The organism is Ktedonobacterales bacterium, from assembly GCA_036557285.1.
In the GTDB taxonomy this organism is placed as follows: Bacteria; Chloroflexota; Ktedonobacteria; order Ktedonobacterales; family DATBGS01; genus DATBHW01.
This window is the reverse complement of record DATBHW010000054.1, coordinates 35,489-47,589: the sequence shown is the minus strand read 5'-3', so window position 1 is coordinate 47,589 and position 12,101 is coordinate 35,489. Positions and strand designations below refer to the sequence as shown.

Sequence of the window (12,101 nt, the reverse complement as noted above, 5' to 3'; positions counted from 1 at the left end):
GGGAAAGTCTCTGTTTTTTTTCCAGGTTCCACCAACTATCGGGGGCCACTTGTAGCGCCGCCATCCTGGCGGCCAACGATTCGTCGGTGTGCGCGTGCGCCCTCCAGGCCAGCGTACCAACAGGCCAGCGTTGAGCCGCCTGGAAGGCGGCGCTACAAGTGACACGCCTTGCCTGCCAACACCGCATGTTTGGTGGACTCCTTTTTTCATAAGCAGGAAGGCTGCTCAGTATGCTACAATGCAATCAAGGTAAAGAGGAAATACAGAGCCACATTGGCGCAAACAGTATAGATGGCAAGCGGTATAGATGAAAGGAAGAGTCTCTCATGTTGACTGACTATATTCGCGCAGCGATGCGTCGGGCAACCTATGAAGTCTTGTCCGATGGCACCTTCTATGGCAAGATTCCAGGCTTTCAAGGTGTTTGGGCCAACGCGCCAACGCTTGAGGCGTGCCGCGAAGAACTGCGCGAGGTGTTGGAGGGCTGGATGCGCCTGCGCCTCGCGGATAATCTCGATCTGCCCGCCATCGAAGGCAACACGCCGATCATCAGTACCGCCCTCTGCCCCTGGCACGCCTAGCCCTCATTTGCAGCGCCACCATCCCCGGAAGCAAATCGCAGCGCCGCCGGACAACGGTATCTTCCAGGCGGCGCTGCAAGCAGATGGAGTATCTCTGGCTCGTTAAATCGTCGCCTTGCGCAGCAGTGCATACGACGCGAGAATACAGACGGCAATCACCGGAACCGTCCACAGGCCGAGCATGGCTGCGGATTGCTGACCAAACCAGTCCAAGATCGGTCCCCACCAGTTCCAATAGGTGTTGACCAGCGAAAGGACGCTGAGGAGCAGACCGGACAGGCCGAAGAGCGTATACATGCCGGTGCGGCCAAAACGCTGGTAGACGCTGGCCGGTAGGAATCCGAGAAAGTACATGAGGACCATGACGGCAAAGAAGGTCCAGAGCTGCGCGTAAAGCGGGCCATCACTCACATAGGGCAGGTGGAAAAAGTGGAGGTCCACGCCCCAGTTTGGTATCAGGTTGCCCTCAATGAGCGAAAGCAGCCAGATCAGGATCGCCCAGGCGGCGCTGGTTGCGACGGCCATTGCTATCGTGCCCAGGAAGTAATCCTTTCGGCGCACGCCGAAGCCAACGGCAAAGGGAAACGTTCCGGCCACTGTGATGGCTCCCACGACCATCATGAAGACATAGATGGAGGACAGCCCGCCGGTATAGATCGGTGTTTTGCCGCCAAGAAGCAGGGCAATGAACACATTGATGGCGAAGGAACTCCCCACAATAATCCAGGGGAGGAGAAACCAGGAAAACCTGTCTCTGGAGTACATAGTCATGACACTTGCGATGCGGTTCATCGGACTTCCGCTGCCTTTCTTTCAGATTTTTCGCTCGTCAGATGGACGATCAACTGCTGCATAGAGACTGGAGCGAGTTCCAGGCCGAGGGCTTCGGCTTGCTTGCGCTCTCCTTTGTCACCATTGCCCATGACGGTCGCCGAAACCAGATCGCCCAGCGGCTCCCGTCCAAGCATGGCTTTGCCTGCGGTGTAGGTCTCGACCTTCGACGCCGCGCCGATGACGGTAAACGCTCGTCCGCGCAGGGCGTCGGCTTCTTCATCGAGAATCAGCCTGCCCTGGTCTATGACGATGATGTGTTCCAACAACCGGCTCACCTCGTCAATCAGGTGCGTTGACAGGATGATCGTGCGCGGATGCTCCGCGTAATCCTCGATCAGTCGCTCATAAAACAGGTTCCTGGCTACGGCATCGAGGCCCAGATACGGCTCGTCGAAGATGGTCAGCGGAGCGCGGCTGGCAAGGCCGACAACGATGCCCACCGAGGAGAGCATGCCTCTGGACAACGCCTTGATTTTCCGTTTCAGCGGCAAGCGGAAATCTTCGATCAACGTGAAGGCAAACTGTCGGTCCCACTGGGGCAAAAACAGGGCCGCCTGCTCCAGCACGTCAATCACGCGAAAGTTATTGGGAAACCTCTGGTTTTCCTTGACGAAGCAGACCTGGCTCAGCACGCGGCTGTTCTCATAGGGCGCTTCCCCAAACACCTGGACTTCGCCGCTGGTGGCGAAGATCTGCGCCGTGAGGATCTGCATGATCGTTGTTTTGCCAGCGCCGTTTCTCCCCAGCAGCCCATAAATCTTCCCTGCTTCCATAAAAAAACTTATGTCATTGACCGCCGTGACGTTTCCATACGATTTTGTCAGCCGATGGACTTCGACAACGTTGTTCATCGTACCTTGGCCCCTCTCCGAATCATTTCTGTCAATTCTTCCTCGGTGATCCCCAGCTTTTCCGCCTCCCGAATCATCGTTGCGACATACTGCTCGAAAAACTGTTCTCTGCGCTTCGCCAGCAGCGTGGCGCGCGCGCCTGGCGCTACAAACATCCCAAGCCCTCGCTTTTTGTACAAAATGCCCTGGTCCACCAACAGGTTCACGCCTTTTGCCGCCGTCGCCGGATTGATCTGGTAAAAGGCCACGAACTGATGGGTCGAGGGAACCTGCGATTCTTCAGGCAGTTGCCCTTCAATGATGTCGTTTTCGATCCGCTCGGCAATCTGCACGAAGATCGGGCGGCTGTCATCAATCAACTGTCCCATTTCTTCACCACCAATATGGTTAACTACTCATGTAGGTAACTATACATGAAACAAACCAGTTTGTCAAGACCAGAAATCCAAAACAGTGAATATGTTCATCAACTCACCAGGAACAAGGCCGCGTAGTTCCCAGCGAGAAGGCAGCAAACCAGTTGGCATCCTGGTTGCTATTCAATAAACAAGATCGAGATATCCATAAACTGACAGTGAAAATGTAACTGCCCGCGCGCCGGGGCCTCAGCAAAAGCGGCGCTGCGCAACAAAACGGCTCTTGCTCCTGGGAGAACACATCTGCGACGCCACTTGCCAGAGACGAGCGGCCTCTGCTATACTGGTATAAAAGGAGCTACTTGCCGTCTGCGCGGGCTTGAGATCCAGACAAAGGAGGCGATGCCATGTATCTGGCGCTGCTGAACCTTGTTGTAGTCCTTCTATCGTTGACTTCCCAGCAGCAGACTCTGGCGCTTATAGGGATAGGCGTCGTGGTCGTCTTGATCGTCGTGCTGGCGGCAATGCTGCTGGCGCGCTGGTGGGTGCGGCGCAATCGAAAGCCTGTGGGACCAGAGCAGCCGGTGGAAGCGCCGGAACTGTATGATCTGCGCACAGCGGATGTTACCGACGATATTCGCTTCTGTGTGGAGATGGCCCGCCAGGTGGGTGGGCCAGTGTTGGAACTTGGCTCGGGGACCGGGCGTGTGACGCTGCCGCTGGCGCGCACGGGACTGGTGGTGACGGGTCTGGAGACCTCGCGGCTGATGTTGCAGCGCGCCAAAATGAAGGCCGAGCAGCTTTCGGCTAAACTCCATGTGGAGTGGGTGGAAGGCGATATCACGAATTTTTCGTTGGGAGGGCGTAAGTTCCGCCTGGTTCTGGCTCCGTTTAATGTGCTGCAAGAACTGCGCGATCTCAATGAAATGGAGAAATGCCTGCGCTGTGTCGTGGAACATCTGGAGCCAACCGGCAAATTTGTGGTGATGGTGCAGCCGCCGCGCTGGGAAGCCTTGAAGGTCGAGCGGCGCTTTATGAAGGCCGTCTATAACCCGCGCACGAACGAACTGGTCAACTGCTATCAAAGCCTGGAAGTGGACCCCATCTGGCAAAAGCTGCGCGGAGAATATGAATATGAGATCTGGGACCACGCGGGTCACGCGCGCCAGATCGCAGCGCCGTTTGAGGGCAGTTATGTCACCTGCCCGGAGATGGCGCTGCTGCTGCGCGCTGCCGGGCTACAGCTAGAAGCCGTCTATGGCTCGTTTGCGCGGGATAAGCTGACCGCGCAGAGCAAACAGATGGTCTTTATCGCCCACCCGCTGCCCGCAGCGAAGCCCCAGGTGGCTCTTCCGGCGCCAGCGGCCAGGCAACCGGCTAAAGTGCCAGCGCCAGCGCCTGTGGGAGCATCATCCGCCGGTGCTTCCTCGGTGGCAGCCAGCATGCCCGCAGCGTCGCCTGCCACAGTCGTCTTACCTGAGACGAAAGGCGTATCGCAGGCGAAGCCAGCCAGCCCTTCTGCCAGCGCGCCAGCGGCCTTGCCCGCGCTCCCGTCGCCGGGGGCATCGGGATCAGCCCCGGCACAGGGGGTGCAGAATGCTCCTTCGGCGTCATCTGGTCGTCATACCACCGGCCAGCGCGGGCGCTCGAAGCCCACGCACTAGGCGTGTGGGATCGTTCCCAGGTGAGCAAGGAGATCAGTATGACAGAGTTGGCATCCCGGCGTTGTGTACCCTGCCGAGGCGACACGCCACCTCTGCGAACCGAGGAGGTACAGACGATGATGCAACAGGTTCCCGGCTGGACAACAGATGCAGAGGGCAAGCTGACCCGCAACATCAAACTAGCCAATTTCAAAGAGGCGCTGGCGCTCGTTAATAAGATAGGGGATCTGGCCGAGCAGGAGGGGCATCACCCCGACCTGACTATCCATTCATGGAATCAGGTGCGGATTGAACTCTACACCCATTCCATCAAGGGGTTGTCGGAGAACGATTTTATTCTGGCCGCCAAGATCAACCAATTGTTGCCGCAGTAAACACGGCTGGCAGTTGAAACAATGTATGCGCCAGCCGGAAAGGCTGGAGGTGATACGCTTGCAACCTTCTAACAGGCAGCCGAGCGTTGGCGTAGGAACGGCAGCGCCGGAACTGGAGCCGACGGACTGGGTGAACTGCCAGCCTTTCCGGCTGGTTGATTTGCGCGGGCGAGTGACGCTGGTGGAGTTCTGGACGTTTGATTGTATCAACTGCCAACGTGTTTTGCCCGCCCTGATGCAGTGGCATCACGCCTATGCCGCGCGCGGGCTGGTGATTGTTGGCGTGCATACGCCGGAGTTTCGCCACGAACGCGAACTGTCCAATGTCCAGGCCGCTGTCCAGCAATACGGTATTCAATATCCGGTGATACTGGATAATGACTTTGACGCCTGGCGGGCTTATCGCAATCGCTTCTGGCCCACCTTATATCTGGTGGACAAGCGCGGGCTTATCCGTTATACTCATGTTGGTGAAGGGAGTTACGAGCAGACGCGGCGGGCAATCGAAGCCTTGCTTGCCGAGCCAGCGTAAGGGGGGCTTAAACTATGGCGATCAATCAGACACCAGTGGCGCTATCTCTAGGGACGCTGGTGAGGGATCGCTTTCGCGTTAAGAAGCTGCTAGGCTATGGCGGCTATGGAAATGTCTATCTGGTGGAAGACGAGATCGTCTTTCCGGGGAATCAGTATGCCCTCAAAGAAAGCCTGAGTTCGACCATCTCGGAGCAGCGGCAGTTTACCCGCGAGGCGAAGTGGTTGATGACGCTGGAGCATCCCAACCTGCCGCGTGTGGCGGAGCAGTTTGATTGGAATGGCCGCCCCTATTTTGTGATGGCCTATGTGGCCGGAGAAAATCTGGAAGATCGCGTGGACCGCATGGGGCCGCTGCCGGAAGATCAGGTGCTGACGTGGGTGCTTCCTATCTGCGATGCGGTGGCCTATCTGCATGGTCAGAAGCGGCCTATCATTCACCGCGACATCAAGCCGGGCAATATTATTGTGAGCAAAGATGGCCGCCCCTGGCTGGTTGATTTTGGCATCGCCAAGATGCTGCAATCAGGTGGGGCGCGCAAGACTACCCGCGCGGCGCGAGCGGTCTCTGGCGGCTATTCGCCTCTGGAACAATATACACGCGGCGGCACCGATGTGCGCTCTGACATTTATGCGCTGGGCGCTACACTCTATCACTTGCTGACGGGTATCTGCCCGCCAGAATCGCCCGATATTGCCTCTGGTGTGGCGCGGCTGCCCGATGTTCGCCAGGTGCACTCCAGGGTTTCACGCCAGACTGAGCAGACGGTGATGCGGGCCATGCGTCAGAAGCCAGAAGAACGCTATCAATCTGTGCGCGAATTGATGCTGGACCTGCCTGGCGGGCGAACGTTTAGCCTCAACGCCAACGGAACGGCTTCTCAACCGGTGGCCGCGTCAACCAGCGGCAAACGGAAAGGGAAAAAGACAAAAGACGCCGCTGTGCCTCTGGCGCCCCTTCCGGCAGCGCCCCAGCCCGTCGCTGCTGCGCCTATGCCGGTGGCCCCGCCTCCAGTGGCCTTCGTGCCAGTCCAGATGCCTCCAGCGGCCATGCCTCCTGCTGCAACAGTCATTGGCCCCCCTCCGCCCCAGTATGCGCCCCCTGCTCCCTGGGTCGCGCCTGTGCCAGCCGCCGCTGCCATCCCGCCGCCTCCGCAAGTGGCTCAGGGTGGTTTCAGCGGCGCGCAAGCGTTTGCGGTGACGCCACTGGCTCCTCCGGCTGCGCCGAAACAACCGCCTGCCCGGCGTCGGCGGGTCGTGCTGGCGGGATTGATCGCCCTGCTCTGTGGCCTGGGGGTGCTGGCGACAATGGTTTTGACGGTCCTGTATCCCAACGGTGAAGAACAGGTACCTATCTTTGTTCCAGGCTATGGAGATGTTGTGTCACAGCAGAGCCTGAGCCTGGATGTGCTGCTCACCTTGATTCCCATTGCCGCGCTGCTTCTGATCATCCTGCCCATTGTCAACTGGCTGGGATTCGTGAGGCGCGGCGTGACCTATGCCCTCTTGTTGTTCTTGCCGCTGTTGGGGCTGGTTCCTGTGATTATCTGGATTACTTCGCCTCAGATAGACGCCGTAGAGAGCGTCTTTGGACACGGCTTCTTTGTCCCCATTCTCCTCTTCCTGGCTGCCTGGGGGGCATCGCTGACGCAGGCGATTCGCCGCCGGTAGGGCTGCTTGCGCTGCCTACCAGCTTCCCGCGCTTTTCCCAGGTGGGAAGGGCTGTATCTGATCGAAGGCGTCGGCCATTATATTCCCAGCAGGGTCCGCAGCCGCTCATCATTCCACTGGATGCCAATCTGGTAAACCCGTTCCCCACGGAAATGGAACAGGAGCGCACCTGTCAGGTTTTGCTGGGAGCCATCGGAGGCGGGCCAGTGTGAGCAGTAACGCATCGCCCACCCTTTAGCGCGCGGGTAGAACATGAACTCGTCAAACAAGACATTCTCATAGCGGGCAAAGGCCGCCTGCACATAGGCGAGCAGCGCCTCCAGCCCCTTTACCCTTCTGGCGCTTGCGGGCAGCGCCCTGGGGGGGTAATAGGTGATGTCTTCGGTGAGCAGCCGCCCCAGCGTTTCCAGGTTTCTGTCCTGTGTCGCCTCGATCAAATGCTCCAATACCTGCGCTTGCTGTTCTTGCTCAGGGGTGAGGGTGGGGTGAAGGCAGGTGGTAATCTCGGCCAACACGAGATCAAGGTCGAAAGGTTTCTGGAGCAGAAAAGCGAAGCCCTGGCGTTCGACTTCCTTCGAGGGTACCTGCCAGCCGGTCATCAAACCAACCGGCGTCGGCGGGCAGCGTTGCAGCAGACGCCGCACTTGACTGAATGGGCGGCGGGCGTTTTCAATGAAGAGATCGGTCAGCACCAGATGAAATGTTTGCTCATCAATCAGTTTCAGGGCGTTTTCCGGGGAAGGCGCCAGAGAAGGTTTGTAGCCCTCTCCATTCAGGAACGCGAGAAGGAGTTCTGCGACGCTCTGGTCTTGTTCAGCGACTAAGATGCGTGGCGGGTGCGGAGGCTGAACACGCATCAAGGCATCAAACCTTTCTTCGGGGAACCTTGATTAGAGCTTCCTGGCGTGGCGCTACCCCGTTGGCCTCCTCCGCAATCCTGCCCTTATCGTTCGTTGTTAAATGACAATGTACCATGACCAGGTGGAGAAATGGGGCATTTCAGGTTGAGTACAGGTTAAGATTTGCTCTTGAAGAAGCGTGCTTCTCGCGCTGCTCTAAAAGTCCTGGCTGATTTGTCTCTTCATCAATGAACCAGCCAGGTTACAGCCCATTTCCTGTCTGCATAAGCCTCCGTTGCTGTCAGGCGTGGATGGCAACCTCTCCGCTGCTGATGTCCAGGGGTCCGGCCAACAGCGGCGCGATATGGGTTCGCACCCACTCTGCGGCGACTGTGCTGGATTCGTCGGCCCCGGCCTGAGTCTCGAAAATGCTGACCGTTATAATCTCATCCTCGCCAATTCTCACAGCATACAAGGATAGAAAACCTGGCGTCTTCCTGACAAGCGGAAGCACGCTCTCTCTGATGTGCTGAATCACCTCATCGGCTTTCTCAAGTTTGACCTTGCCGCGTCGAATCGCTGCGTACATCGCCTCTTCCTTTCTTATCAGCCACAACTTCCTGCTTTTTTAGAGAAACCTGACGAGATCGCCGCGACGAACGACGCCGCCCCGCGTCACGCTGGCATAGACGCCCACGCAGGGCAGCGCGCCATAGCCTGGGAAGCCGACCCGGTTATGTTGCGCGACGGCGCGCAAGATGCCCGGATCGGCGGGCAGGTCTCCTTGGGCCAGAGTGGTCATCACGCAGCGAATGCAGGGACCAATCACTTCCAGGCGCACCTCGTCGCCAAGAGCGAGCGCGCGGTCCAGCCAGGCGCTCTCTGTGAACCCCTGCTCTTCCCCCCCGCTTTGCACCACGATATTGGGGCGAAAACGCTGGGGGGCAAAGCGCCCTTCTGGATAGAGTGCTTGCAGCCGGTTGAGCGTGGCCGTTGTCAGCAGGTGGATGACCGCGCCATCAAAAAACAGGCCAGGCATTGTATCGCCGCCCAGAGCTTGTTCGGTAATCACCTCTCGATAGGGCATGCCCTCGATGTCCGGCCAGTACTCCTCATAGCTGGGGTCTGGCGGCGGTGATGCCATGAGGATGACATCGCGTCCAAGCGCCCCTGAAAGCGCCTGGGCCAGATCGCTCTGGTTGCTGAGGACAGACACTCCATTGGGGAGGGTGATGCGCACAGCGGGCAAAGGCTGGTTAAGTTGTGGCTCCGCGACGTAGGCAGCCTGGCACTCGAAGAGTCGGCCCCACTTGCGCGGATGCTTGGCGCTGGCGACCTTGCCGGTGAACAGGTCAACGCAGGCATAGCCGCGATCTCCCAGCACGCCGCGCGCCGTCACTTCGGCGGCCTCCAACGGCTCGCCCAGCATTGATTTGACAGGATAGCGCCAGAGGGCCGCCACCGACCCAGGCATAGACTCTTCCGGTGGTTGTGACATGCTTGACTCTCCCGCTTCAGCGCGCGTATTTCTTCCAGCATACCATCTCTGGCAATCGTCAGCAGTGGCGGCGCTGATTTCGCCGATTGTGCGCAATTGCCAACTCAACCGCCACGAATTGGCAATAGATGCGCTTGTTTCAGAGGCAGTTTTGTGTTACAATCACACGAGGGCGGGGACGATTCAGTATAATTGTCCCCGCCCGACATTGTGAGGGGAGCGCAGAACGCTATGGAACTGACCTGGCTGGGCCATTCGTGTTTTCGGTTGCGCGGCAAAGAAGTGACCGTTATCACCGATCCTTTTGGCCCCCAACTTGGCTATACATTGGGGCGTATCAGCGCGCAGATTGTCACCATCAGCCACGATCATCCTGGGCATAATAATGTGGCGGCGGTGGGCGGCGATCCGTATGTCTTGCGCGGGCCGGGCGAGTATGAGGTGCAGGATGTGCTGGTAACGGCGGTAGCCTCCTATCACGATGCCGAGCGCGGCAAGCGGCTGGGCCGCAATACCATCTATCTGATGCATATTGATGATCTCGCGGTCTGTCACCTAGGCGACCTGGGCCATTTGCTGACCGATCAGCAGCGCGAAGAAATGAGCGATGTTGATATTCTGCTCGTGCCAGTTGGCGGCAAAAATACGATCAACGCGGCGCAGGCGGCTGAGGTCATCAGCCAGATTGATCCAAGGATTGTGATCCCCATGCACTACGCGACTCCAGCCACCGAAGGCAAGGTGGAGGGTTTGGACCCATTAGAAAAGTTCTGTCGAGAGATGGGAGTGGAGGCGGCGGAACCGCAACCCAAACTGGCGGTGACGCGGAGCAGTCTCCCCGCCGAACCGCAGGTAATCACGCTAAACTATCGGGGCTAGGACCGGCCAGGGTTCCTGGCCCCTTCTTCTTGTGCAGGGATCGGCAAACGCAGGTGTTGTCGGGCGGCAGGCATAGTATTTTTGGAGTGTTTTCTGCTAGAGATGGCGGCGTGGTCCGTATATAGAGCCATGAGGCATAGCTCAGGTCAATTTCTCTTGCCTTATTTTATTTTATTGGATTGCGAGGACCAAGACCATGCGAGTGTGGCGTACAAGCGCCGGGAGCAGTCAGGAGGGCCGTCTTATGCCCAAGTTTCTCTTTGTGACGGGTGGGGTCGCGTCGTCGGTTGGGAAGGGGATCAGTGTCGCTTCGATTGGGCGCCTGCTGAAAAGCCGGGGATTGCGGGTTGCCATTATGAAGCTGGACCCTTATATCAATGTGGACCCCGGCACGATGTCACCGTATCAACACGGCGAAGTGTTTGTCACGGAAGATGGCGCTGAAACTGATCTGGACCTGGGACACTATGAGCGTTTCACGGATGAACCCGCCAGCCAGGCCAGCAATGTGACCACCGGCCAGGTCTACGCTGCGGTGATTGGCAAAGAGCGGCGCGGTGAGTATCTTGGCGGAACCATTCAGGTGATCCCCCATATTACCAATGAGATTAAAGAGCGCATTCATAATGTGGCGCATCAGAGCGGCGCGGATGTGGTGATTGTCGAGGTCGGCGGCACAGTGGGCGACATCGAAGGCGAGCCGTTTCTGGAGGCCATTCGCCAGATGCGCAAAGATGTGGGCCGCGACGAAGTTCTCTATATTCATGTGACCTTGCTGCCCTATCTGGGGGCAACCAAAGAACTCAAGACCAAGCCGACGCAGCACAGCGTCAAAGAACTGCTGCGCGTGGGCATTCAGCCCGATGTGATTCTGTGCCGCTCGGATGTGCCGGTCAGCGATGAAATCTGCGAAAAGATTGCGTTATTCTGTAATATTGATGAGCGCGCGGTGATCCCGATGACCACCGCCGAGACGATCTATGAAGTGCCGCTGATGCTGGAAGAGCGCGGCCTGGGGACGTATCTGGTGGAGACGCTGCGGCTGGGTGCGCAGTGCCACGAGCCGAACCTGGCGGAGTGGCGCGAACTGGTAGCGGGCATCAAGCGCGAAAAGCCGGTGGTTGATGTGGGGCTGGTTGGCAAATATGTGGCGTTGCAGGACGCCTATCTTTCGGTGGCCGAGTCGCTGCGCCACGCCGGGTGGGCGCATGGCGTGGATGTGCGTATCAAGTGGATTAACTCCGAAGATGTGGAGACGCGCGGCGCGAACTTCGCCGAGATGCTCAAAGGAGTGGATGGCATTGTGGCGCCGGGTGGCTTCGGCAGCCGGGGCATTGAGGGCAAGATTAAAGCGGCAAACTATGCGCGCCACGAAAAGATACCCTACCTGGGCCTGTGTTTGGGGTTGCAGGTGGCCGTCATTGGCTTTGCCCGCGAACTGATGGGCGTGAACGATGTGAATAGCACCGAGTTCAACCCGAACACGGCTAATCCCGTGATTGATCTGATGCCGAATCAGCGCCAGATCTCTGACAAGGGCGGAACCATGCGCCTGGGCAACTGGGTCTGCTGCCTGACCAATGGCAGTAAGGCGCAGCAGGCGTATGGCGAGCCGATTGTGTTTGAGCGCCACCGCCACCGCTACGAGTTCAACAATACCTATCGCCGCCGTCTGGAAGAGGCGGGTATGATCGTCAGTGGGCGCTCGGCGGATAATAGTCTGGTGGAAATTATTGAACTGGCCGATCATCCCTGGTTTGTGGCGACCCAGTTCCATCCCGAATTCAGGAGTCGCCCGACGCGCCCGCATCCGCTCTTCCATGCGTTTGTGGGCGCGTGTCTGAAGCACGCGAAGTCGGTGGGCCTGGCTGAGAGGGGCAGCGCGGTCGAGGCACGCCCCGCCGAGCAGAGCGATGTCTACAGCGCAGCGCCTGCTCAGCATGGGCCTATCGAGGTAGCCCAATCGTTGGGAGGCGAGCAGGCGTTGACCACAGGCGCCTGATCCATCAGCAGGGGCTTGCAG

13 protein-coding genes are annotated in these 12,101 nt (G+C 58.5%); 7 read left to right on the top strand and 6 right to left on the bottom strand.

The window, feature by feature from the left end:
* The first annotated feature begins 326 nt into the window (after positions 1-326).
* Entirely contained in the window at positions 327-581 is a 255-nt protein-coding gene (locus tag VH599_16015) for a type II toxin-antitoxin system HicB family antitoxin (GenBank protein HEY7349823.1), read from the top strand.
* 102 nt (positions 582-683) lie between these two features.
* Here the strand turns inward: VH599_16015 and VH599_16010 are convergent, their stop codons facing one another.
* Genes VH599_16010 through VH599_16000 form a run of 3 tightly spaced genes read right to left on the bottom strand, consistent with a single transcriptional unit; the run spans position 684 to position 2,634 of the window.
* A complete protein-coding gene (locus tag VH599_16010; protein HEY7349822.1) occupies positions 684-1,373 on the bottom strand; it encodes a hypothetical protein in 690 nt (229 codons plus the stop codon).
* The gene (locus VH599_16005; protein HEY7349821.1) at positions 1,370-2,266 is read right to left on the bottom strand and encodes an ABC transporter ATP-binding protein; all 897 of its coding nucleotides are present in this window, start codon (positions 2,264-2,266) and stop codon (positions 1,370-1,372) included. Before VH599_16005 ends, VH599_16010 begins: the two co-directional genes overlap by 4 nt.
* The gene (locus VH599_16000) at positions 2,263-2,634 is read right to left on the bottom strand and encodes a GntR family transcriptional regulator (GenBank protein HEY7349820.1); all 372 of its coding nucleotides are present in this window, start codon (positions 2,632-2,634) and stop codon (positions 2,263-2,265) included. The genes VH599_16005 and VH599_16000 overlap by 4 nt, the downstream gene beginning before the upstream one ends.
* A gap of 395 nt (positions 2,635-3,029) precedes the next feature.
* On the opposite strand from VH599_16000, the gene VH599_15995 reads away from it, so the two are divergent.
* From VH599_15995 to VH599_15980, 4 genes are read left to right on the top strand one after another with little or no spacing between them, the layout of a single operon-like run.
* A complete protein-coding gene (locus VH599_15995) occupies positions 3,030-4,286 on the top strand; it encodes a class I SAM-dependent methyltransferase (protein HEY7349819.1) in 1,257 nt (418 codons plus the stop codon).
* A gap of 38 nt (positions 4,287-4,324) precedes the next feature.
* Entirely contained in the window at positions 4,325-4,660 is a 336-nt protein-coding gene (locus VH599_15990) for a 4a-hydroxytetrahydrobiopterin dehydratase (protein HEY7349818.1), read from the top strand.
* 58 nt (positions 4,661-4,718) lie between these two features.
* Positions 4,719-5,192, top strand: a complete 474-nt coding sequence (locus VH599_15985) for a redoxin domain-containing protein (protein ID HEY7349817.1) — start codon at positions 4,719-4,721, stop codon at positions 5,190-5,192.
* A gap of 14 nt (positions 5,193-5,206) precedes the next feature.
* Positions 5,207-6,862 (top strand): serine/threonine-protein kinase, encoded by a 1,656-nt coding sequence (locus tag VH599_15980; protein ID HEY7349816.1) that lies wholly within the window; start codon positions 5,207-5,209, stop codon positions 6,860-6,862.
* A gap of 77 nt (positions 6,863-6,939) precedes the next feature.
* Here the strand turns inward: VH599_15980 and VH599_15975 are convergent, their stop codons facing one another.
* The 3 genes from VH599_15975 to VH599_15965 form a co-directional block, all read right to left on the bottom strand.
* Positions 6,940-7,719 (bottom strand): response regulator, encoded by a 780-nt coding sequence (locus VH599_15975; GenBank protein ID HEY7349815.1) that lies wholly within the window; start codon positions 7,717-7,719, stop codon positions 6,940-6,942.
* Positions 7,720-8,002: 283 nt separating this feature from the next.
* Positions 8,003-8,290, bottom strand: coding sequence for an antibiotic biosynthesis monooxygenase (locus VH599_15970; GenBank protein ID HEY7349814.1), 288 nt, complete (start codon positions 8,288-8,290; stop codon positions 8,003-8,005).
* 39 nt (positions 8,291-8,329) lie between these two features.
* Positions 8,330-9,199, bottom strand: coding sequence for an MOSC domain-containing protein (locus VH599_15965; protein ID HEY7349813.1), 870 nt, complete (start codon positions 9,197-9,199; stop codon positions 8,330-8,332).
* Positions 9,200-9,430: 231 nt separating this feature from the next.
* Between VH599_15965 and VH599_15960 the strand changes: the two genes are divergently transcribed.
* Together VH599_15960 and VH599_15955 are read left to right on the top strand one after the other, a co-directional pair.
* Positions 9,431-10,078 (top strand): MBL fold metallo-hydrolase, encoded by a 648-nt coding sequence (locus VH599_15960; GenBank protein HEY7349812.1) that lies wholly within the window; start codon positions 9,431-9,433, stop codon positions 10,076-10,078.
* Positions 10,079-10,322: 244 nt separating this feature from the next.
* Positions 10,323-12,080 (top strand): CTP synthase, encoded by a 1,758-nt coding sequence (locus tag VH599_15955; protein HEY7349811.1) that lies wholly within the window; start codon positions 10,323-10,325, stop codon positions 12,078-12,080.
* Positions 12,081-12,101: the final 21 nt, after the last annotated feature.

Coding starts and splice junctions, on each gene's coding strand:
- VH599_16015 (HEY7349823.1), top strand. CDS start 327: ATGTTGACTGACTATATTCGCGCAGCGATGCGTCGGGCAACCTATGAA.
- VH599_16010 (HEY7349822.1), bottom strand. CDS start 1,373: ATGAACCGCATCGCAAGTGTCATGACTATGTACTCCAGAGACAGGTTT.
- VH599_16005 (HEY7349821.1), bottom strand. CDS start 2,266: ATGAACAACGTTGTCGAAGTCCATCGGCTGACAAAATCGTATGGAAAC.
- VH599_16000 (HEY7349820.1), bottom strand. CDS start 2,634: ATGGGACAGTTGATTGATGACAGCCGCCCGATCTTCGTGCAGATTGCC.
- VH599_15995 (HEY7349819.1), top strand. CDS start 3,030: ATGTATCTGGCGCTGCTGAACCTTGTTGTAGTCCTTCTATCGTTGACT.
- VH599_15990 (HEY7349818.1), top strand. CDS start 4,325: ATGACAGAGTTGGCATCCCGGCGTTGTGTACCCTGCCGAGGCGACACG.
- VH599_15980 (HEY7349816.1), top strand. CDS start 5,207: ATGGCGATCAATCAGACACCAGTGGCGCTATCTCTAGGGACGCTGGTG.
- VH599_15975 (HEY7349815.1), bottom strand. CDS start 7,719: ATGCGTGTTCAGCCTCCGCACCCGCCACGCATCTTAGTCGCTGAACAA.
- VH599_15970 (HEY7349814.1), bottom strand. CDS start 8,290: ATGTACGCAGCGATTCGACGCGGCAAGGTCAAACTTGAGAAAGCCGAT.
- VH599_15965 (HEY7349813.1), bottom strand. CDS start 9,199: ATGTCACAACCACCGGAAGAGTCTATGCCTGGGTCGGTGGCGGCCCTC.
- VH599_15960 (HEY7349812.1), top strand. CDS start 9,431: ATGGAACTGACCTGGCTGGGCCATTCGTGTTTTCGGTTGCGCGGCAAA.
- VH599_15955 (HEY7349811.1), top strand. CDS start 10,323: ATGCCCAAGTTTCTCTTTGTGACGGGTGGGGTCGCGTCGTCGGTTGGG.